This window comes from Paraburkholderia terrae, assembly GCF_002902925.1.
GTDB lineage: Bacteria > Pseudomonadota > Gammaproteobacteria > Burkholderiales > Burkholderiaceae > Paraburkholderia > Paraburkholderia terrae.
On sequence record NZ_CP026111.1, the window covers coordinates 3,439,717 to 3,460,655 of the forward strand.

General features: G+C 63.5%; 18 protein-coding genes. 3 read left to right on the forward strand and 15 right to left on the reverse strand.

The window, feature by feature from the left end:
- Position 1 precedes the first annotated feature (1 nt).
- The 7 genes from flgH to C2L65_RS15360 form a co-directional block, all read right to left on the reverse strand.
- Positions 2–712 carry a flagellar basal body L-ring protein FlgH gene (gene flgH, locus C2L65_RS15330; RefSeq protein WP_042316736.1) on the reverse strand — a complete coding sequence of 237 codons (711 nt, stop codon included), beginning with the start codon at positions 710–712 and terminating at the stop codon, positions 2–4.
- 50 nt (positions 713–762) lie between these two features.
- On the reverse strand, positions 763–1,551 hold the full coding sequence (gene flgG / locus C2L65_RS15335; protein WP_042316739.1) for a flagellar basal-body rod protein FlgG: 789 nt from the start codon (positions 1,549–1,551) through the stop codon (positions 763–765).
- Positions 1,552–1,602: 51 nt separating this feature from the next.
- A complete protein-coding gene (flgF, locus tag C2L65_RS15340) occupies positions 1,603–2,361 on the reverse strand; it encodes a flagellar basal-body rod protein FlgF (protein WP_042316741.1) in 759 nt (252 codons plus the stop codon).
- 22 nt (positions 2,362–2,383) lie between these two features.
- Positions 2,384–3,892 carry a flagellar hook protein FlgE gene (locus tag C2L65_RS15345; RefSeq protein WP_042316742.1) on the reverse strand — a complete coding sequence of 503 codons (1,509 nt, stop codon included), beginning with the start codon at positions 3,890–3,892 and terminating at the stop codon, positions 2,384–2,386.
- 33 nt (positions 3,893–3,925) lie between these two features.
- Complete coding sequence (locus tag C2L65_RS15350) at positions 3,926–4,639, reverse strand: flagellar hook assembly protein FlgD (protein ID WP_042316745.1); 714 nt, start codon at positions 4,637–4,639, stop codon at positions 3,926–3,928.
- 11 nt (positions 4,640–4,650) lie between these two features.
- A complete protein-coding gene (flgC, locus tag C2L65_RS15355; RefSeq protein ID WP_042316746.1) occupies positions 4,651–5,076 on the reverse strand; it encodes a flagellar basal body rod protein FlgC in 426 nt (141 codons plus the stop codon).
- A 109-nt stretch (positions 5,077–5,185) separates the two neighbouring features.
- Positions 5,186–5,677, reverse strand: a complete 492-nt coding sequence (locus C2L65_RS15360) for a flagellar basal body rod protein FlgB (protein WP_042316749.1) — start codon at positions 5,675–5,677, stop codon at positions 5,186–5,188.
- A 241-nt stretch (positions 5,678–5,918) separates the two neighbouring features.
- Here C2L65_RS15360 and flgA point away from each other — a divergent pair, with 241 nt between their 5' ends.
- The 3 genes from flgA to C2L65_RS15375 all read left to right on the forward strand — a co-directional run bounded on the left by flgA (position 5,919) and on the right by C2L65_RS15375 (position 8,146).
- Positions 5,919–7,154, forward strand: a complete 1,236-nt coding sequence (flgA, locus tag C2L65_RS15365) for a flagellar basal body P-ring formation chaperone FlgA (RefSeq protein ID WP_042316752.1) — start codon at positions 5,919–5,921, stop codon at positions 7,152–7,154.
- Between the two features lie 105 nt (positions 7,155–7,259).
- The gene (flgM, locus tag C2L65_RS15370; protein WP_007746202.1) at positions 7,260–7,601 is read left to right on the forward strand and encodes a flagellar biosynthesis anti-sigma factor FlgM; all 342 of its coding nucleotides are present in this window, start codon (positions 7,260–7,262) and stop codon (positions 7,599–7,601) included.
- Positions 7,602–7,699: 98 nt separating this feature from the next.
- Positions 7,700–8,146, forward strand: a complete 447-nt coding sequence (locus C2L65_RS15375) for a flagella synthesis protein FlgN (protein WP_007577053.1) — start codon at positions 7,700–7,702, stop codon at positions 8,144–8,146.
- Positions 8,147–9,133: 987 nt separating this feature from the next.
- Here the strand turns inward: C2L65_RS15375 and C2L65_RS15380 are convergent.
- From C2L65_RS15380 to cheZ, 8 genes are all read right to left on the reverse strand, one after another.
- Positions 9,134–9,868, reverse strand: coding sequence for an RNA polymerase sigma factor FliA (locus C2L65_RS15380; protein ID WP_007577051.1), 735 nt, complete (start codon positions 9,866–9,868; stop codon positions 9,134–9,136).
- A 22-nt stretch (positions 9,869–9,890) separates the two neighbouring features.
- A complete protein-coding gene (locus C2L65_RS15385; protein ID WP_007577050.1) occupies positions 9,891–10,760 on the reverse strand; it encodes a nucleotide-binding protein in 870 nt (289 codons plus the stop codon).
- Positions 10,753–12,594, reverse strand: coding sequence for a flagellar biosynthesis GTPase FlhF (gene flhF / locus C2L65_RS15390; protein WP_042316850.1), 1,842 nt, complete (start codon positions 12,592–12,594; stop codon positions 10,753–10,755). Before flhF ends, C2L65_RS15385 begins: the two co-directional genes overlap by 8 nt.
- 1,121 nt (positions 12,595–13,715) lie before the next feature.
- Entirely contained in the window at positions 13,716–15,812 is a 2,097-nt protein-coding gene (gene flhA / locus C2L65_RS15395) for a flagellar biosynthesis protein FlhA (protein ID WP_042316842.1), read from the reverse strand.
- On the reverse strand, positions 15,809–17,017 hold the full coding sequence (gene flhB / locus C2L65_RS15400) for a flagellar biosynthesis protein FlhB (RefSeq protein ID WP_042316845.1): 1,209 nt from the start codon (positions 17,015–17,017) through the stop codon (positions 15,809–15,811). The genes flhA and flhB overlap by 4 nt, the downstream gene beginning before the upstream one ends.
- Before the next feature lie 232 nt (positions 17,018–17,249).
- Positions 17,250–18,533, reverse strand: a complete 1,284-nt coding sequence (locus C2L65_RS15405; protein ID WP_042316839.1) for a DUF3443 domain-containing protein — start codon at positions 18,531–18,533, stop codon at positions 17,250–17,252.
- Between the two features lie 16 nt (positions 18,534–18,549).
- Positions 18,550–19,116 (reverse strand): DUF2844 domain-containing protein, encoded by a 567-nt coding sequence (locus tag C2L65_RS15410; RefSeq protein ID WP_042316836.1) that lies wholly within the window; start codon positions 19,114–19,116, stop codon positions 18,550–18,552.
- A 1,103-nt stretch (positions 19,117–20,219) separates the two neighbouring features.
- Entirely contained in the window at positions 20,220–20,939 is a 720-nt protein-coding gene (gene cheZ, locus C2L65_RS15415) for a protein phosphatase CheZ (RefSeq protein ID WP_007587314.1), read from the reverse strand.

Sequence of the window (20,939 nt, forward strand, 5' to 3'; positions counted from 1 at the left end):
ATCAGAACGGCGCGACGTTGAGGAAGAATCGTTGCAGCCAGCTCATGTCCTGGGATTCATTGATATAGCCCTTGGCCGAGTATTCAATCTTCGCGTCCGCGACCTGGGTTGAGTAAACCGCGTTCAGGCTGCTGATCGTGTTCGGATTGACGACTCCCGAGAAACGCACGAACTCATTGCCCTGGTTGATCAGCATCTGCTTTTCGCCGCTCACGAGCAGATTGCCGTTCGGCTGCACGCCGATCACCGTGACGGTGATCACGCCGCTGAACGTGTTCGACGCATTGGCGCCGCCCGTTGCCTTGAACGTGTTGGCACCCGTCGCGTCGAGGTTCACCTTGCCGAACAGACCGCCCAGAAAGCCTGCCGTCGGCACGCCGAACTTGGTCTCGCCGTTGCGGTTCGTGTTCGCACCCGACGACTTCGTCGCGTTGATGTTTTCGGAGATGACGATGGTCAGGATGTCGCCGACATTGCGCGGGCGCTGGTCTTCGAACAGCGGCCGGCCAGCGTAACCCGGGTTGAAGATCGAGCCGGGCGTTTGCAGCGACGGCGGCGGCGGCGGCACGGCCGTCATCGGTTGCTGGGTGATCGGCTCCCTCGGCACGAGCGCGCAGCCGCCGAGCGCGGCTGCGAGCACGCCAGCGCCAGCGAGCATCGACACTGCCCGCGCGCTGCGCAGAGGAATCTGGGTTCGAATGAAGTGCGACATCTTGGTTACCGCCTAAGTGTTTCCGACTTTCAGCCTGACTGTCAGCCTGCTTAAACCGGCATCTGGCTGAGCGTCTGCAGCATCTGGTCGGACGTCGTCACGGCCTTGCTGTTGATTTCGTACGCGCGCTGGGTCTGGATCATGTTCACCAGTTCCTGCACGACGTTGACGTTCGATGCTTCGACATAGCCCTGATTCAGCGTGCCGGCGCCGTTCAGACCCGGCGTCGCGACGTTTGGCGTGCCCGACGAGGTTGTTTCCTGGAACAGGTTTTCGCCCTTCGCGTCGAGACCGGTCGGGTTGATGAACGTGGCGACCTGCAACGAGCCGATCTGCGTCGTCGCCGTCGAACCCGCCGTCGTCACCGACACCACGCCGTCGCTACCGATCGTGAGCGACGTCGCGTTCTGCGGAATCGTGATCGCGGGCAGCACCTGATAGCCGCTGGACGTAACGAGCTGGCCCTGTGCGTTGGTCTGGAAGGAGCCGTCGCGCGTGTACGCGGTCGTGCCGTCCGGCATCTGCACCTGGAAGAAGCCCTGGCCGTTGATCGCGACGTCCTTCGAATTGCCCGTCTGCTGCAGGTTGCCCTGCGTGTACAGACGCTCGGTCGCGACCTGCTGCACGCCCGTGCCGAGCTGGATGCCCGACGGCAGTTCCGTCTGCTGCGTCGAGTTCGCGCCCGGCTGGCGGATCGTCTGATACAGCAGGTCTTCGAACACCGCGCGCGAGCCCTTGAAGCCGTTCGTGCTGACGTTCGCGAGGTTGTTCGAAATCGTGTCCATCTGCGCCTGTTGCGCATTCATGCCCGTGGCGGCGATATAGAGTGAGCGGTTCACTTACTTTCTCCTGAACGCAGCGTGGTGCGTTCCGTTAAATCTGCGTCGGGATTAGCTGAAGCTCAGCAACTTGTTGGCCGACTGCTCGTTCTGGTCAGCGGACTCGATCATCTTGGTCTGCATCTGGAACTGGCGGGCGTTGGTGATCATCGAGACCATCGCCGCGACCGGATTCACGTTGCTGCCTTCGAGTGCGCCTGCCGCGACCTTGACGGCGGGATCGGCGTCGGCGGGATTGCCGTCAGTCGTGTGATAGAGGCCATCGTCGCCGTGCGTGAGGCTGCCGGGCGCGGGATTCACCAGCTTCAGCTGATCGACGAGCGCAATCGTCGTGGCGGGATCGCCCGGCATCAGCGCCGAGATCGTGCCGTCGTTGCCGATCGTCACTTCCGCACCGGGCGGCACGGCAATCGGACCGCCGCCACCCACCACCTGCATGTTGCTGGCCGTGACGAGCTGACCGTTTGCATCGACGTGCAGGTTGCCCGCGCGCGTGTACGCTTCCTGGCCGTCGGGCGTCAGCACCGACAGCCAGCCCGGACCCTGGATCGCGACGTCGAGCGGATTGCCCGTCTGCTGGATCGGGCCCGGCGTGTAGTCCGCGGTGGGCGTCGACGACAGCACGAAAGTGCGCGTGGTGTCGTTCTGAATCGTGCTGCCGTCGCCGAACGCCATCGGCACGGCGCGGAACGTCGCGAGCTGGGCCTTGAAGCCCGTGGTCGAGGTGTTCGCGAGGTTGTTCGCGACCACGGCCTGCTGTTCGAGCGCCTGGGAAGCGCCCGACATCGCGGTGTATATGAGCCGGTCCATGATGGTGTCGGTGCGTCAGCTATTACAGGTTGATCAGCGTCTGGTCGACGGCCTGCTGGGTCTTGATCGTCTGCGCGTTCGCCTGGTAATCGCGTTGCGCGGTGATCAGGTTCACCAGTTCGCTCGTCAGGTCGACGTTCGAGTTTTCCGTTGCGCCGCCTTGCAGCACGCCGTGGTTCGTCGAGCCGGGCGCTGCGATCACTGCGACGCCAGATGCGGCCGTTGCCTGAAATTCGTTGTTGCCGAGGTTGATCAGGCCGTTCTGGTTCGCGAACGTCGCGAGTGCGACCTGGCCGAGCGCCGCCGTCTGGTTGTTCGAGTAGTTACCCGTGATGATGCCGTCGGCGCCGACCGAGAAGCTCGTCAACTGACCCGCCGCGAAACCGTCTTGCGTCAGCGAGTTGACGCCGTCCTTGCTGCCGAACTGCGTCGTGCCAGCGATGTTCAGCGTCAGACCTTGCGGCGTCGCCGAGCCGTCCGAGTTCGGGATCGAGAAGTTGAACGCGAACAGCGTCGAGGTCGGGTTGCCCGATGCGTCGAGCGTGCTGACCAGGTTGCCCGACGTGTCGAACTTCGCGGTGCCGATCTTGGTGGTCGGGACGCTGCCGTCCTTGCCTGCATACACGTCCCACGAACCGGCTGCCGTCTTCACGAAGTACATGTCGACCTGCTGTTTGCCGCCCAGCGAGTCATAGACGGGCACCGACGTCGAGTAGGTGTACGTCGCGCTGTTGTTCGGGTCGAACGTCAGCGGCGTCGGCGTGATCGTTACCGCGTCGCCCGTGGCCGGCGTGCCGGCGAGCGTGATCGTTTCGCCGTTGCCGAGCTTGATCGGCGAGTTGGCGGAGTACGTGCCCGACACGCTCGAGCCGTCGCTGCCCGTCACCGTGTACGCCGTCGCGCTGGTGAAGGTGACCGTGTAGGTGTTGGCGTTCGTGCCCTGCGTGCCGTCCGTGATCGACACACCGTTGTTCGTCAGGGTGCCCGTGTTGGTCCCGGCGAACGCCGCGGTAGGCGTGCCCAGCGCGAGTTTGTCCTGCGCGTTCAGGTTCAGGCCGGCCGTGATGCCCTTGGTGGCCGTCGGCGGAATATTGGCCGTCGGCACCTGCAGCGGCACCGTGCCCGCCGTGTTGACGACACCGTTCGCGTTCGCCGCGTAGCCCATCAGCTTCAGGCCGTCGGCGTTGACGATATAGCCGTTCTTGTCGAGCTGGAACACGCCGTTGCGCGAGTACGTCACCGAGCCGTTGTTCGACATCTGGAAGAAGCCGTTGCCGTTGATGGCGACGTGCAGCGCGATGTCGTCGTTCGTGATCGTGCCTTGCGAGAAGTTCTGCTCGACTTCCGACATGCGCGTGCCGATGCCGATCTGGTTGTTGACGGCCGTCGCGACCGAGTTCGCGTACATGTCCGCGAACTGCGCCGCACCTTGCTTGAAGCCGACGGTGTTCGCGTTGGCGATGTTGTTGCCGATGACGTCGAGGTCGCTCGATGCGCCTGCCAGTCCGCTCAATCCTTGTTGGTAACCCATGACGGTCTCCGTATCTGCTGATGCTGAAAGCGTTTAGATGATGGCGGCGATCGACGTCAGGCCGACCGTCTTGCCGTTCGAGAGGACGAGGCCCGGCGTGCCGTCCGGCTGCTTGATCACACCCTGCACCGTGGCCGCGGACAGCGTGGCCGGGCTGGTCGTGCCGTTTGCCGTCGTGCCGCTTGCGGTGATCGTGTAGTTGCCGTCGGGGAGCGCGTTGCCGGCCGTGTCGACGGGCGTCCAGCCGATAGGAATCGTGCCTGCCGACTGCTTGCCGAGGTCGATCGTGTTGACGATCTGACCGGCCGAGTTCTTGACCGTGACCTGCACGTCCGTCGCGTCGTTCGCGAGCGTGACGCCGAAGCCCGTCGCCTTGCCCGATGCCACCGAGAAGCCGTCGCCCGGGGCGAGCACCGTCGCGCTGATCAGGCTCGCAGCCTGGGTCTGCTGGTTGGTCGTCAGTTGCGTGGCGAGCGAACTCAGCGACGTGTTCAGCTGCGCGATACCCGTCACCGTATTGATCTGGGCCAGCTGCGACGTCATCTGCGAGCTGTCCATCGGATTGGTCGGGTCCTGGTTCTTCATCTGCGCGATGAGCAGCTGCAAGAACGTGTTCTGCAGGTCGCTGCCCGACGTCGCGCTGGACGACGAGCTCGACGACGACGCACTGCCCGTGCCGTTCATCGTGTCGAGCAACGTCTGCGAAACAGTCGCGCCGTTGTTGCCGATTGTGGATTGCGTAGTCAAGGAAACTCTCCTCAGGTTCCGATCGTGAGCGTCTTCAGCATCAGCTGTTTCGCGGTGTTGAGCGTTTCGACGTTGGCCTGATAAGAGCGCGAGGCCGAAATCATGTTGACCATTTCCTGCACCGGGTCGACGTTCGGCATCTGGACGTAACCGTTTGCGTCAGCGGCCGGGTTGCCCGGGTCGTAGGACGTTTTCATCGGCGTCGGGTCGTCGATGACGCCCGTCACCTGCACGCCGCCGATTTGCTGGCCCGAGCCCGTGCGCGCGCCGCCGATCGGGTTGACGGCGAACACGACCTGCTTCGCCTTGTACGGCTGGCCGTCGGGGCCCGTCGTACTGTCGGCGTTCGCGAGGTTCGACGCCGTCACGTTCAGGCGTTGTGCTTGCGCGGACATCGCCGAACCGGCGACGTTGAAAATGTTCATCAGGGATGGCATGGCTTTTCGACCTCTCTTGCCGGCTCGCCGGCGTCTAATCCCGTAGCGTTGTTAGTTTTTAGCGTTGGTCCAGCGCACCGCCCTCTATATGGAAGGCGGCGCAATTCCATTAACCGTTCGACGTGATCGCCGACAGCATCGACTTGATCTGCTGCGACAGCACCGTCATGCCGGACTCGAAGTGCAGCGAGTTGTCGGCGAACTGCACGCGCTCGGCGTCCAGATCGACCGTGTTGCCGTCGAGCGAAGGCTGCGTCGGAATGCGGTAGGCAACCTTGCCGAAGTCGTCGGTCGGGCCGCCCGTCGGGATGAGGCGCGCCTTGCCCGTCATGTGGCCCGGCTCCGTCGCGGCCATCGACATGCCTTGCGACACGCCCGCCGGCTGCGTCATCGCGAGCGGCGCGTTGTTCGAGGCACCCGCCGTCGAGCCGCCGCTTTTCTTCAGCGCGCCCGCGAGCGACGAAGCGAAGTCGACATCGCGCGCCTTGTAGCCAGGCGTATCGGAGTTCGCGATATTCGACGAAAGCAGTTCCTGCCGATAGGCGCGCACATCGAGCGCCTGGCGGCCAAAGGCAAATTCGGCATCGAGTTTGTCCAGCATTGGGTTCTCCGTGGAACGGTCCGTGGCTTCCCGTTTCGCACCGCCGATCCACCTTGTTCGGTAAGAGCGTTTCGACTGCGCTGGCCGGGATGGCCTTTTTGCATGTGGTGAATTGTGCGGGCGGTGCGCAAGTCTTAATCGGACGAATAGCCGGGGAAGGACGCCTCTATTCACCGTTTGCACGGCAGGCGCGATCTCTAGAATGCGATTCGTACCTATGCATCAACGAAGGAGTCAGACCATGCCCTTGCCCGTCACCGCTTCACGCGAAGCTCGCCGTAAGAGCACGCGTGCTGCCCGGACGCTGTCGGCGATGGCGCTGGTCAGCGCTTGCGCGGCCGCATCCATTGCGCATGCGCAAGAGAACAACGGACCGATCGTCATTGCCGGACCCGGTGAGAAAAATCCCGCCGATCTTCAGGCACTGGCCGAGCGGATCAACACGCCTGCGCCCGCCGCTGCGTCGCGCGCCAGTGTCCCCGCGCCGATGGTTGCACCCGCAACGCTCGCCGCGAATCCGCGCAGCGAGGCGGACCGTTTCGCGCAAGCCTCGCATGCGGATGGCGCGATCGTGATTCCGGGCGCGGGTGAGACGTCAGCGCAGCAAGCTGTTGCCGCTGCGCCCGCCAATACGAATGCGGGCGCGCCGGGCATGATGCGCGTGAGCCTGCAACCGGCATCGCGTCAGGTGATGCCGGTGGTGGTCGCGCCGGCTCAGGCCGTCGCGCGACCGACGGCGGGTGTTCAGCCGATCGCGGTGAATCCGGCCGCCGGCAATGCCGCAGCGGCGCAACTTCGCGGCACGGCCGCTGTGCCGCCTGCCGCCGCGCAACCGGCGGCGCCCGTGCCCGCTGGACAGCAGGACGGTGAATCGATCCGCCGCGCCGCGCTTGCGTATTTGCAACAGCAATCAGCGGGATTGCCGGGCAAGGTCGACATCAGCGTCGCGACGGTGTTTCCGCGCGGTCTCGCCGCATGCACGACGCTCGAGCCGTTCCTGCCGACGGGCGCGCGCGTCTGGGGCCGCACGACGGTCGGCGTGCGCTGCTCGGGCGAGCGTCCGTGGACGTTGTATCTGCAGGCCAAGGTGTCGATTCACGCGACCTACTTTCTCGCCTCGCGCTCGATTGCGCCGGGCGAGCTGCTGTCCGCCTCCGATCTCATCGCGCGAGACGGCGATCTGACGCTGCTGCCGCAAGCCGTGATCACTGATCCGGCGCAGGCTGTCGGCTCGGTGTCGCTGATGCGTGTGTCGGCGGGGTTGCCGCTGCGCCGGGACATGCTGAAGAGCGCGGACTCGGTGACGATCGGGCAGTCGGTGAAAGTGGTCGCGCAGGGTGCGAATTTTGCGATTTCGGCGGAAGGCAGCGCGATGAACAATGCGTCGCCGGGCCAGCCGGTGCGGGTGAAGACGGCGAATGGGCAGATCATCCAGGGCATCGTGAAGGACGGCGGAACCGTCGTGATCCAGCTCTGACGGGTGTTACCAGCGGTTACAACTTGAAAAACGTGTCGGATCGGTTGACCTAAAGTTCGATGGATGGATGCCGTTAATTCATTCAAATCGTTCAGGAAGCCAATCGTGAAAGTTGATTCCACTACCCATTCAGGCCTGCAGACGTTGAAAGACGGGCTGCAGCGCACGCAGCAAGGCGACGCCGCCACGACGGGCGGCGCAGGTACGGCAACGTCGACGGCCACGGGCGCGTCGGGCGACGCCAATGTGAATTTGTCGGGGCTGTCGTCGCATTTGCACAGCCTCGCGAGCGCCGGTTCGTCGGATATTGACACGGCGCATGTCGAGTCGATCAAGTCGGCGATCAAAAACGGCACGTTGACGATCGACTCCGGCAAGATCGCCGATGGCGTGCTGGCAACGGCACGCGATCTGTTGCAGAAGAAGAGCCAGTCGTCCGGCAACTGATGGACGCACCGATGGACGGTGCGGCGGGTGCCGGGCGGTATTTGTGACAAATCCGGTTTGCGTGTTGCGCGAGCCGGTGCCTAGCGAGTTGCTTTGTGATGAAAGACGCCCTGCTTGCCACCGTCATTGACGAATATTCTGCTGTGGAACTGTTCGCTTCTGTCCTTGCAGCTGAGGAGAAGGCGTTGACCACGGTGCATCCCATCGACACGCTGCCGCCCATCGTCGAAAAGAAGATGGAGTTGGTGGAGCGGCTCTCCACGCTGGAGAAGGCGCGGGATTCGCAGCTTTCGCAGCTGGGTTATCCGGGTGGATGGAAGGGGATGGAGCTGGCTGTTGCTGCGGATTCTCGTCTTGCGACGCAGTGGGCTTTGTTGCAGAAGGCTGTTGAGCGGGCTCGGCGGTTTAATACCACCAACGGTGCTTTGATTCGGACTCGAATGGAGTACAACCGGCGGGCTCTCGCCGCGCTTAATGTTGCCGTTGGGCCCGAGCGGGGCGCGCTTTATGGGCCCGATGGGCGGGTTCCAGCCTTTGGAATGTGAGTTTTTTTGAAGAGGGTTCTCCCCTTCTGGATTCCCTGGTTTTTTGCTTTTTACGTGGCCGGTGCTCGATTTGAGTATCGGCTTTTTGGTTTTTGGGTTTTGGTTTGTCTGCGACGCCGGGTGGTTTGCTAGTTTTCGCGCTGGCATCCGCGCTTTGTTAGCGTGCTTCAGGCGTCGCCCCTGTGCGGGGCGGCACCTACTTTTCTTTGCCGCCGCAAAGAAAAGTAGGCAAAAGAAAGCGGCTAACACCGCCAACATTTCTTCTTGCCTGAGGGCCCCCAAAGGTTCTTACGCTTCACACGGCGGCGTCTCCGTTCAGCGTATGTTGCCAACGCTCCGAATGAGCGCCTCACCCGCTTCGAATACCCGTACTCGGGCTAGCGGCAGCGAATGGTATGTGCCGCCCAGGTGGCAAACTGTGTGTAGGTCGTCGCGTCGTATAGCTTGGCGCTCGTACAAGGTGGGACGTGTGCGCTATCGGTCCGAAGTGAGGCGTGCGGAGCACAAAGGGCCGACACACAGTTTGCCACCTGGGCGGCCGTGGAATAGCTGGCACGGCGCGCTGTAGTGCGGGAGCATAAAGCGGGTGAGGCGCACCGCAAGAGCGCTGGCAACGAACGTGGGTCATGTGGTTGCCGTGTGAAGCGTAAGAACCTTTGGGGGCCCTCAGGCGGGAACAAGCACTGGCGGTGTTAGCCGCTTTCTTTTGCCTACTTTTCTTTGCGGCGGCAAAGAAAAGTAGGTGCCGCCCCGCACAGGGGCGACGCGTGAAGCGAGCTAACGCATCGCGGATGCCAGCGCAAACACAAGCAAACCACACCGCTTGCGCAGCAAACACCGCCCTCCGGATGCCAGCGCAAACACAAGCAAACCACCCAGCGTCCCAGACAAACCAAAAAGCAAAAGCCGACCTTAAAAAAGATCGGCTCTCGAAGAAGAAAAAATCAGCGAAACGGCCCGCAGGGCAAAAACAAAATCAAAAGCGCATCAGCTAGTCTCAGCCGAAGCCCATGCCTGCTCGCGCAAGCGAGTCCGAAGCCGTGCAACGGCCTGCGAGTGCAACTGACAAACCCGCGATTCGCTGACTTCCATCACCGCCCCGATCTCCCGCAAATTCAACCCACGCTCGTAATAGAGAGACATAAGCAGCTTTTCGCGCTCGGGCAACCGATCAATCGCCTCAACCAAAGCCCCGCGCAGCGAGTCATCAAGCAATGCCGACAACGGATCCGAATGATCAACACAGTACCGATCAAGAAACGGCTCATCATCCGCCGATCGATCAAAGTCTTCGTAATAGATCAACTGACTGCCGTGCAGATCCTGCAACATCGACTGGTACTCATCGAGCGGCATCTTCAGATGCTCAGCAATCTCGGTCTCGCTAGCCGAGCGCCCCAGCGACTGCTCAACCTGATGCACAGCCGACTCAACCTCACGCGACGTGCGTCGCAAGCTCCGCGGCAACCAGTCGTTGCTGCGCAACTCATCGAGCATCGCGCCACGAATCCGCTGGCTCGCGTAGGTCTCGAACTGCGCGCCCTGATCTTCCTTGTAGCGGCTCGCCGCATCCAGCAGACCAATCATGCCCGCCTGAATCAGATCGTCGAGATCGACGCTCGCCGGCATCTTCGCCACGAGCTGCAAACCGAGACGGCGCACCAGCGGTGCGTACTTCGTCAGAACCTCGGCTTGCGAAATTTTTCCTTGAGCGTTGTACATCGTGCTCCCCTTGTCCTTGCCTTCACGCGTGCTGCGCTGACGGTTGATCGGCGTATTGCGCCGCTGTTACGGTCGTCGGCGGCACGCCATGCGTCCGTGACGAAATCGCTGGCCGCATCGGCCAGTACTGCAGTTCGGCTGCGATATGACGGAAATCGCGCGCAGCAGGTGCCGATGGGAATGCATCGACGACACAACGCGACAACTCCATGGCTCGCGCCATCAAAGGATCGGCTGCCACGCAGCCGGCATCTTCAAGCGACACGGCGAGATAACGCCCCGCCACGCCTGCCAGGTTCTCAAACGCGGTATGCGCGTCGGCCACGCTCTGCACGTGATTCACCAGCACGCGGAACTGCGCGATCGCATGCGCGAAGTGCAGACGCTTCATGCACGCATACGCATCGGTGATCGCCTGCGCCGCGACGCGCGTCACCACCATCACGTCGTGCGACTGCATCGCGAGCGCCGACAGCGAGCCTTCGCGGTCCACCTGCGCGTCGATCAGCACGACATCGGCCGGTCCACTCAGCACCACGCCCATCTGCTCGCGCGTGCAGCTCTCGCGATTGCCGCGCGACGCATTGAGCACCGCGAAGCCCAGCGCATGCCGTCCCGCCGCTTCGTCGAGCGTCATCTCGCCGCGCATCACGGCAGCGACATTGCCCGCGCCACGCACGCCGCCCAGCATCGCGCTCACCGAACGCTCGCCGAGACTTTCGTCGATGACGAGCACATCCTTGCCCTGCTCGGCGAGCGCGGCGGCGAGATTTACCACCGTCGTCGTCACGCCTACGCCGTGCGAGCCGCCTGCGACCGCTATGACCCGCGAGCCGGAGCGCGCAAGCAGACGCCGCAGTCCTTCAGCCTGGTCCAGCACGAACTTATCCAAAGCGAACCTCGTGCAGATCGGCGGTCGAACGGGCCGACAGGGCCGACAGCAGCGCCGGCACATCCTCGTCCTGTGGGACGAACGGCGAGTTCTCGCGCGGAATGCAGAAAGCGCTCTTGATCAGGAATTTCTTGGTCGCGACGTACAGGTTCTCCGGCACCTTCTGTCCCGTCGACACATAGTGAACGGGCAGCTTGTAGCGGATCACCGTGTCGAGCACGCTGCCCAGGTTGGTCGCTTCGTCGAGCTTGGTCAGGATGCAGCCGGCGAGCGGCTGCTGGTCCGGGGCATTCTGATATGCCTGCACGACTTCATTCAGCGTGTCGCCGTGGCTCGTCGCGTTCAGCAGCAGCAGGCGCTGCACGGGCTGACCGGCGCGGCACAGCATCGCGATCTGATCCGAAACCAGGCGATCACGCTGGCTCATGCCGATCGTGTCGATCAGCACGATGTGTTTGTTGCGCAGTTCCGAGAGCGCGAGCTGCAGGTCGGCGCTGTCCTTCACGGCATGCACCGACACACCCAGAATCTTGCCGAAGATACGCAGTTGCTCGTGGCCGCCGATCCGGTAGCTGTCGGTGGTGAGGAGCGCGACCTTGCTGGCGCCGAAGCGCATCACGCAACGCGCGGCGAGCTTGGCCGTGGTCGTGGTCTTGCCGACGCCCGTCGGGCCCATCAGCGCGAACACACCGCCGCGCTCCATCAGCGCGTCTTCGTTCTCCATCACGGGCACGTTCGATTCAAGCACCGTCTTGACCCACTCCATGCCCTCGTCCATTCCTTCGACGTCGGGCAGGTTGTCGATCACCATCTTCACGAGCTGCGCCGAGAGGCCAGCCGCGAACAGGTGCCGCGTCAAGGCTGCGTGCGTCGGACTGCGGCGCTGGCGATCGGCCCACACGAGGCCCGCGAACTGCTCTTCCATCATGCCGCGCATGGAAGTGAGTTCCTGCATCACGGTCTCGTTGACCATCTGCTCGAGCCGCGACTTGATCGATTCCGTCAGCGCGGCGGCCTGCTTCGGCGTCATATCGGCGGCGGCTGCGTTCTTGCGCGGGTCGCGCGACGTGTTGATATCGCCCGCGCCTTCCGACGTCGTCGGAATCACGTTGTTTTTCTGCGCGGCGCGGCGTGCGGCGAGTTGCGCGGCTTCGCGGGCCCAGTCGGGCTTCGCTTCTTCCTGGGCTGCATCGACGGGCGTACCCAGGCCGCGCGCCATCGCGGCGGCGGGCGTCATCGTCGGATTGGCTGCGTGGACTACGTCCTTCGACGCGATGCGACGCGCGTGATCGATCAGCCAGGGGTTCGTTTCGGCCATCGTGCGTTGACGGGCCGGCATGTCCGGCATGGCTGCCGCTGCGGGTTTCGCCGATGCGGCGGGCATTTCGCTGCGCAGGTCGACGCGCACGTCGTCCGTTGGGCGCGCGGGGTTCGCCTGGCTTTCGACTGCTGCGTTCTCGGCGGAGGCCGTTTGCGGCTCGGCCTTCTCTTCGCTCGCGGCGGGCGTGCGTTCCGTGCCTGCTTCGGGGCTTGCGCCGAACACCGACGAGAACACGTCGGGCATTCCGCTCGCATACGGGTTGTTGACGGGCATCGAGGGGAGCATCGATCGTGCGCCGGCGGCCGTCGCGGTCGGGCCTGCGCCCTGGCTGGCGGCGCCTTCCTGGCTGCGCGGCGTGATCGCGCTCAGATCGCGGTCGGCGACGGCGACGATTTCGACGCTGCCATCGTCGTTGGTGCGGTTGGACAGCACGACTGCATCGGAGCCCAATGCCTCGCGGACGAGACGCAGCGCGTCGCGACTCGTTGCACCGACAAATTTGCGAATGTTCAAGCTGACTCTCCGATGAGCTACGCGGTCCGGCGACATACCGTTTCCCGATGAGATGAATTATTGCGGGAGACGTCTATTGGCCATCGGGCAATAAAGACGGTGAAACGCTGGCAATTCGGGCAATGGAACTTTGTGCCGGTTCCCGGTTGGGATTTGGTGTGTGCCTTTGCGGCACGGGCATTTCGCTTGGGTATGGATTTTTTTGCCGTCCGGGCGGGGGGCGGTGCTGCGCAAGCGGTTTGGGGTTTGAAGTTTTGCGCTGACGTCCGCGGTTGTGCCTTCGTGGCGCGGGCGGTTTGGTTGCTCTGGTGTTTGCTGCGCATGCGGGTTTGGGGTTTTTGACTTTGCGCTGGCATCCGCGATGCGTTAGCGTGCTTCAGGCGTCGCCCCTGTGCGGGGCGGCACCTACTTTTCTTTGCCGCCGCAAAGAAAAGTAGGCAAAAGAAAGCGGCTAACACCGCCAGTTCTAGTTCTTGCCTGAGGGCCCCCAACGGTTCTCACGCTTCACACGGCGGCGTCTCCGTTCAGCGCACGTTGCCAACGCACTGAATGAACGCCTCACCCGCTTCGAATACCCGTGCATGGGCTAGCGGCAGCGAATGGTTTGCGCCGCCCAGGTGGCAAACTGTGTGTAGGTTGTCGCGTCGTATAGCCTGGCGCTCTTACAGGGTGGAACGCGTGCGCAATCGGTCCGAAGTGAGGCGGGTGAGGTGCTACGGCCGACACACAGTTTGCCACCTGGGCGGCCGTGGACTATCTGGCACGGCGTGCGGCGACGCTGGCGCGTGAAGCGGGTGAGGCGTACAGAGAGAGCGTTGGCAACGAACGTGGGTCACGTGGTTGCCGTGTGAAGCGTAAGAACCTTCGGGGGCCCTCAGGCAGGAAGAAATGTTGGCGGTGTTAGCCGCTTTCTTTTGCCTACTTTTCTTTGCGGCGGCAAAGAAAAGTAGGTGCCGCCCCGCACAGGGGCGACGCCTGAAGCACGAAGGCAAAGCGCGGATGCCAGCAAAAACACAAGCAAACCAAACCGTCCGTGCCACGAAGGCAACACGCGGACGCGAGCGCAAAGGCAAGAACACCCGCCCCAGCGTCGCAGACAAACCAAAAACCCCCAAAACCCCTTACGTTCCAATCACATTGACCACTCGCACATGCCGCGTATCCGGCACTTCCGCATAAGAAAGCACCTTCAACGACGGCAAACTACGCCGCAAAAACCTGGCTAACATCGCGCGCAGCGAATGCTGCACAAGCATCACCGGCGAGAGCCCCATATTCTGCTGCCGAGTCATCGCCTTCTGCGTTTCCATCAAAAGCGTATTAGCGAGCCCCGGCTCAAGCCCCGGATTCGCCCCCGTCGCGAGCGCCTGAGTCAAAAGCCGCTCCAGATGCGCATCAAGCCCCATGACCTGGATATCCCCATTGCCAGGGAACCACTGCTGCGTAATCGCGCGCCCAAGCGAAAGCCGCACAGCAGCCGTCAGGTCATGCGGATCGGTAATCTTGGACCCATGCTCCGACAGCGCCTCGAGAATCGTCCGCATATCGCGAATCGGCACCCCCTCTTCGAGCAGGTTCTGCAGCACCTTCTGCAACGTAGCAACAGGCAACATCTTCGGCACGACATCATCCACCAGCGGCGCGGCATCCTTCTGCATCCGCTCGATCAGCGCCTGCACTTCCTGACGGCCGAGCAGCTCCGCCGCGTGCGTGACAACGAGGTGATTCAGGTGCGTCGCGACCACAGTGCTCGAGTCGACCACGGTGTAGCCGTACACCTGCGCCTGCTCACGGAGATTCGTATCGATCCAGATTGCGGGCAGCCCAAACGCAGGATCGGTGGTCGGCGTGCCGGGCAGCGCGGCCGTCACCTGCCCAGGATTGATCGCGAGCCACTGCCCCGGATACGCCTCGCCGACACCCACTTCCACACCCTTCAGCGCGATCCGGTAGCCGTTCGGCCGCAACTCCAGGTTGTCGCGAATATGAATAACGGGCGGCAAGAAGCCAATTTCCTGCGCGAACTTCTTGCGGATGTTCTTGATGCGCTTGAGCAGTTCGCCATCCGAGTTCTTGTCGACAAGCGGAATCAGCCGATAGCCCACTTCCAGCCCCAGCGCGTCGATCATCGTCACGTCGTCCCAGCTGGCTTCCGAGCCTTCCGTCGGCGTGAGCGCCTGCGGCGCGACTTCGGCGAGGGCCGTCGACGTCTTGCTCTGCGTCGCGCGCTTCTTCATCACGCGAGCAAGCTGGATCGCGCCGCCGCCCAGCAGCAGAAACGCAAAGTGCGGCATGCCGGGGATCAGACCCATCAGCACGAGGATCGCGCCCGTGATCATCAGCACGCGCGGGTTCGTGAAGAGCTGGCCCGTCAACTGCGTGCCGATGTCTTCGTCGGTCGCCACGCGCGACACGATCACGCCCGCCGCCGTCGAAATCACCAGCGACGGAATCTGCGCGACGAGGCCGTCACCGATGGTCAGCAGCGTGTAGGTCTTGCCCGCGTCTGCGAAGTCCATGCCGTGCTGCACGACCCCGACGATCAGCCCGCCGAGAATATTGATCACCATGATCAGCAGACCGGCAATCGCATCGCCGCGCACGAACTTGCTCGCGCCGTCCATCGAGCCGTAGAACTCGGCTTCCTGCCCGACTTCCAGACGGCGCTTGCGGGCCTGGTCCTCGTTGATCATGCCGGCGTTCAGGTCGGCGTCGATCGACATCTGCTTGCCGGGCATCGCGTCCAGCGTGAAGCGCGCGGACACTTCCGCGATACGCCCCGCGCCCTTCGTGATCACCATGAAGTTGATCACCATCAGGATCACGAACACGACGATACCGACCGCGAAGTTGCCGCCCACGAGGAAGTGGCCGAATGCCTCGATCACCGCACCCGCCGCGCCCGGGCCGGTGTGACCTTCGAGCAGCACGATACGCGTCGACGCGACGTTCAGCGACAGCCGCAGCAGCGTCGAGAACAGCAGCACGCTCGGGAAAGCCGCGAAGTCGAGCGGCTTCATGGTGTACATGCTGACGAGCAGCACCATGATCGACAGCGCGATGTTGAACGTGAACAGCAGATCCAGCAGGAACGGCGGCAACGGCAGAATCATCATGCCGAGGATCATGCAGATCAGCAACGGGCCCGCCAGCGCCCGCAAGTTCGTGCCGCTCAGCGCGTCCGGCCGTCGTGAAAGGAAACCCGCCCGCGCGTTCATGCTGATACTCCATTACTTTGATTGTCGCCGCCGAGCGAATCGGCAGCTTCCTGGTCGGCGTCGTCGTCCGACACGCCGCCCTTGTCCAGTTCCGCAGGCACTTCGAGATCCTTCGGTGCGACAGGCGCGACGCCGCCGTCTTCCTTGAAGCGGCGCAGTTGATAGACCCACGCGAGCACTTCCGCGACGGCGCCGTACAGCGCGCCCGGAATCTCCCGATTCAATTCGACGTTGTGATACAGCGCCCGCGCGAGCGGCGGCGCTTCGAGCAGCGGCACGTTGTTCTCGACGGCCAGTTCGCGGATGCGCGCGGCCACCAGGTTCACACCCTTCGCCACCACCTTCGGCGCACCCATTTCGCCGTCCGTGTATTGCAGCGCGACCGCGAAGTGCGTCGGGTTGGTCACGACGACATCCGCCTTCGGCACGTTCGCCATCATCCGGCGCCGCGCCATCGCGCGTTGCTGCGTACGCAGGCGCGCCTTCACGTGCGGATCGCCTTCGCTTTCGCGGTGTTCGCGCTTCACTTCTTCCTTCGTCATGCGCAGCTTCTTGTGAAAGCTCCACAGTTGATACGGCACGTCGAGCGCGGCGATCACGAACATGCCTGCGACTGTCATCGCGCAGCACACGGCAACCAGATGCCCGGCGTTCGACAGCGCGACGTGCAGCGGCTGTGTCCCGAGCGCGAGCATGTCATCACGCCGGTGCCAGATCGCCGTCGCGGCGATCACGGCGACGACGAGGATCTTCGCCAGCGACATGCCGAGCTGGATCACGCCGTTGATCGAAAAGATGCGGCCAAGGCCCGCGACGGGGTTCAGCCGCCCGAAGTTCGGCGACAGCGATTTGGTCGACAGCAGCCAGCCGCCGAGCGCCATCGGCGCAAGCAGCGCGGCGAGGCCCGTCATCACGAGCAGCGGCAGCAGCACGAAGCCGCCCTCGCGCGCCACGGTGCCTGCACTCGTCAGCGCGCGCTTCGTGTCAAAGACCGTGTCGTGGTTGAACGTGAAGGCCGTGCGCAGCATCGTCTGCACGTGCTCGCCGATCATGCCGGACATGCCCCACGCGCCGAGAAACCCGGCCGCGACGAGCGCGAACGTCGCCAGCTCCCGCGAACGCGCAACCTGCCCCTCCTCCCGCGCCTTTTCCAGGCGCCGGGGAGTGGCTGATTCGGTTTTTTCGAGGTCGCTATCCTCTGCCAATGCGCTCTCCAGCTGGACGGGCACCATGCCCTTTTTCAGTGAGAGCGATTATTCCTGCAGACGTCGAGTGGCGATTGGCGGATAAGGGCGGGGAAACCGGGGTATTTCAACCGATGGACGGCGCAAGGGCGCGCCGCTGGGTTCGCGGGCGGGCATGGCGCAACGCGCGGCGGCCCGCCCGGAGGCAGGCCGCCCGCGGCGAACATCGAAACTCGACCAGCAAGCTGCGGCGTCAGAACGCAACAAATGGCGCCGCGCCGCCCGTCGCCCGCTTGTCGACCCCGTAATACACGTAACGCCCGAAGAAGAACGGCAACCCCAGGTCGAACGCGCTCAGCGAGCCGATCTGCCCGCCGAGATCGTTGAACGCGTAGTTGTTCGCGTTGCTGAGCAGCGTCTGCGCGTTCGCGATGTTGATCGTCAGGGCCCCCGTCGCGCCGTTTGCGCCAACAAGGTTCACGGTGCGCTGCTGCGTCGAGGCTGGGCAATAGAACGACGCCAGGTTGCCGCCGCACAGCGCCAGCGAGCTGTCCGTGAAGAAATAGCCGTTCGAGCCCGAATCCATGAACGTGCGGATCGTCGAGCCATTGAACGTGCTGGCGACGAGGTCGCCGGACGCATCCGTCGTGTAAGTCGTGGCGGCCGCGTTGCCGTTGTTCGACTGCGTGCCGATGCCGAAGACGACCGTTCCCGTCGCCGTCGCTGCGCCGCTCGACGAAATCGGCGCCATCTGCACGATCACGCCGTTGTTGTCGACGGGGAAGTTCGGGATCGGGTTGGCGACCTGTTTCGTCGTCTCGGCCAGCGTGCGCGTGCAGTTCGTGCCGCTCGGGCATGCGTAATAGTTGCTGAACTGCGCGACGTTGGCCTGGACCGAGCACGCCGCGCCGCAATCGACGGGCGCGACGCCAAGTCCAAGAATGCCGTTCGCGCCGAGCGCACTGGCCGAGCTCTCGTTCGCGCCGTTGACGCAGCCACTCGGAATGGTCGAATCGGCCATGTCGCCGATGACCTGGATCGGGATGATGCTCGTTACTTCTCCGCTGATCTTGACGGTCGCGGTGCGCGTCGTGCCCCACGTGAAGCCGTCCGCGAAGTGGGTGCATTCGGCGAGCTGGCCGCCTGCCGTGGCCTGCTGGACGGGCAGGGAGTTCGCGAGCGAGCCGAGCGCCGAATTGACGACGCGCAAGCCGAACGAGCCGGTGTCGAGCAGCACGTTATCGATGGTTGCGCAGTTGGTTGTGGAGCCCGGCGCGCAGACCATCACCGAAACGGTCGGAATATTGATGATGCCCGCTACGCCCCGCCCGACTGTCACGGCCACCGTGTTCGCCGCATTCGCGGCGATCGGTTGCTGGTTGGGTCCGCTGTTGCTGCTGCTGTTGTTCGACGAAGACGACGAATCGCCCCCTCCGCCGCCGCAGCCCGCGACGAATGCTGTCATCGCGACGACGGACACGGCGAGCACGGCCTTCACGACGCTGACGCACGCTTCGAGCTTCAACGCAAATCGCATGATGGATCTCCCGTCGTCACTGGATGTCGGTGCCGCTCACGCCGGCGGGCAATGCCTGCGGCAGATAGGCCTGGCCGGAGAACGCGCCCATGTGGCCGCCCGAATGCACGACGAGCCCGCTGTCCTGCACAATGCCCGGGCCGTGGCCGCCGCCGCGCAGCTGGCGCGCGCTGGTCACGCCTGCCACGTATTGCGGGAAATAGCTGCCGAGCAGGTCGGACAGATCGGGCATTTGCGGCCCGCTCCATGCGAGGCCGAACACGCTGCCCGCCGACGAGATGTATTCGCGGATCACCGTGCCGTTGCCGAGCGTCGTTTGCTGCACGGTGTACGACGCCGACGCGGCGGTTGAAGAGGAAGGAGTCGTAGCGCCCGAACTGGCCGCCGATGCGCTGCGCATCACGGCAATGCCATTCGATGATGGCGCGGGGATGGTGCGCGTGGTGGCGCTGGCCCCGGCGGGCGGCGTCATTGGATCTCCGCCTAGCGAGGCGTTCGCGGGTAGCGGAACGAGCAGGACGGGCAGTGAGCAGCAGAATCCTAGAGCTGAAGCAGACACAGCACGGCTGAAGCGGATCGACATGGTTGTGTGCCTCCCACAATCGACAGCGGACAATGCCCGCGCAATTCGCGGGCCCGGCTTGTTGATTCAGGGAGCAAGCTGCATGCGCGTGCAGATGCGCGTTATGCGTAATGGGGCGTCGATTACGTCGCGCGCCTGTCTCCCTTACGGGTAGTATGCCAGCGGTTTGTGTCTGTGACGGGTTTTTGGGGTTCTTGTGTCTGCGACGCTGGGTGCGGGTTGCTTGTGTTTGCGCTGGCATCCGCGTAGCGCCCCCGCGGCGCGAGCGGTTTGGTTTTTGGGCTTTGCGCTGGCGTCCGCGTTAGGACTTCGTGGCTCGGCGGGTTTGGTTGTTCTGGCTTTTGTGCTGGCATCCGCGATTTGTTAGCGTGCTTCACGCGTCGCCCCTGTGCGGGGCGGCACCTACTTTTCTTTGCCGCCGCAAAGAAAAGTAGGCAAAAGAAAGCGGCTAACACCGCCAATCCTTGTTCTTGCCTGAGGGCCCCCACAGGGTCTTGCGCTTCACACGGCAGCCTTTCTGTTTGCGTGCGTTGCCAACGCTTCGAATGAGCGCCTCACCCGCTTCAAAAACCCGTACTCGGGCAAGCGGCCGCGAATGGTATGTGCCGCCCAGGTGGCAAACTGTGTGTAGGTTGTCGCGTCGTATGCGTAAGCGCTCTTACAAGGTGGGACGCGTGTGCTATTGGTCCGAAGTGAGGCGTGTGGAGCACAAGGGGCCTACACACAGTTTGCCACCTGGGCGGCGGCGGAATATCTGGCGTGGCATACAGTACTGCGGGAGCTTGAAGCGGGTGAGGCGCCCATTAAGAGCGCTGGCAACGAGCATGAGTCATGTGGTTGCCGTGTGAAGCGTAAGAACCGTTGGGGGCCCTCAGGCAGGAACAAGGATTGGCGGTGTTAGCCGCTTTCTTTTGCCTACTTTTCTTTGCGGCGGCAAAGAAAAGTAGGTGCCGCCCCGCACAGGGGCGACGCGTGAAGCACGAAGGCAACACGCGGATGCCAGCGAAAAGGCTAGAACAACCAAACCGACCGCGCCGCGAAGGCAAACCGCGGATGCCAGCGAAAACACACGCAGCCACCCCAGCGTCGCAGACAAAAAAACATCAAAACCCGAGACTAGCCAGCAGATCATCAACCTGCCCCTGATCCTGCACAACATCGGCCTTGCCTTCGGGATTAATCTGCGGCCCGTTCAGCAAACTTTCCGGGCTGCCGGTCGGCGAAATCGCCTCATGCTGCGCCTCGGCAACAAGCTGCTGCGCCGTAGCAGCAAACTGCTCACGCCGCTCGGCAGCAATATTGTCGATCAGCACCCCGAGCAACTGCTGCTCGATCAGATAGACAACATCCGTGATCTTCTTGATAACCTGCCCGGTCAGATCCTGAAAATCCTGCGCCATCATGATCTCGAGCATCTGCGCGTTAGTCGCAGTAGTCAGCTCCGGCACCCCGCGGAGAAAAGTCCGCGTATCGTTCATCAGCGCCCGCACTTCCTCGCGCTCGATGGGCGCCGCATACCATTGCTCCCAGCGCGCGTCGAGTTCCGCCGCGTCCTGCTGCAACTGCTCCTGCATCGGCTTCGCCACTTCGATCGCCGACAGCACGCGTTCGGCCGCCTGCTCGGTCATCGTCGCGATGTACTTCAGACGGTCGCGAGCATCCGGCACCGCCTCCGCCGCGCGCTCGACATGCTTGTCGATCCCCAGCTCGCGCATCGAATCGCGCAGCGTGCGCGTCAACTGTCCAATGCGGGCGAGAATGCGGTCGGTAGCGAGGTCGGTGCCGTCGTCTCTCGCGCCCTGCTCGTCGATGGGTGGGTTCAC

What these genes read in the sequence shown, in the direction of transcription:
- flgH (WP_042316736.1), bottom strand. Translation starts at nt 712, where the DNA reads ATGTCGCACTTCATTCGAACCCAGATTCCTCTGCGCAGCGCGCGGGCA.
- flgF (WP_042316741.1), bottom strand. Translation starts at nt 2,361, where the DNA reads ATGGACCGGCTCATATACACCGCGATGTCGGGCGCTTCCCAGGCGCTC.
- C2L65_RS15345 (WP_042316742.1), bottom strand. Translation starts at nt 3,892, where the DNA reads ATGGGTTACCAACAAGGATTGAGCGGACTGGCAGGCGCATCGAGCGAC.
- flgC (WP_042316746.1), bottom strand. Translation starts at nt 5,076, where the DNA reads ATGCCATCCCTGATGAACATTTTCAACGTCGCCGGTTCGGCGATGTCC.
- C2L65_RS15360 (WP_042316749.1), bottom strand. Translation starts at nt 5,677, where the DNA reads ATGCTGGACAAACTCGATGCCGAATTTGCCTTTGGCCGCCAGGCGCTC.
- flgA (WP_042316752.1), top strand. Translation starts at nt 5,919, where the DNA reads ATGCCCTTGCCCGTCACCGCTTCACGCGAAGCTCGCCGTAAGAGCACG.
- C2L65_RS15375 (WP_007577053.1), top strand. Translation starts at nt 7,700, where the DNA reads ATGAAAGACGCCCTGCTTGCCACCGTCATTGACGAATATTCTGCTGTG.
- C2L65_RS15380 (WP_007577051.1), bottom strand. Translation starts at nt 9,868, where the DNA reads ATGTACAACGCTCAAGGAAAAATTTCGCAAGCCGAGGTTCTGACGAAG.
- flhA (WP_042316842.1), bottom strand. Translation starts at nt 15,812, where the DNA reads ATGAACGCGCGGGCGGGTTTCCTTTCACGACGGCCGGACGCGCTGAGC.
- C2L65_RS15405 (WP_042316839.1), bottom strand. Translation starts at nt 18,533, where the DNA reads ATGCGATTTGCGTTGAAGCTCGAAGCGTGCGTCAGCGTCGTGAAGGCC.
- C2L65_RS15410 (WP_042316836.1), bottom strand. Translation starts at nt 19,116, where the DNA reads ATGTCGATCCGCTTCAGCCGTGCTGTGTCTGCTTCAGCTCTAGGATTC.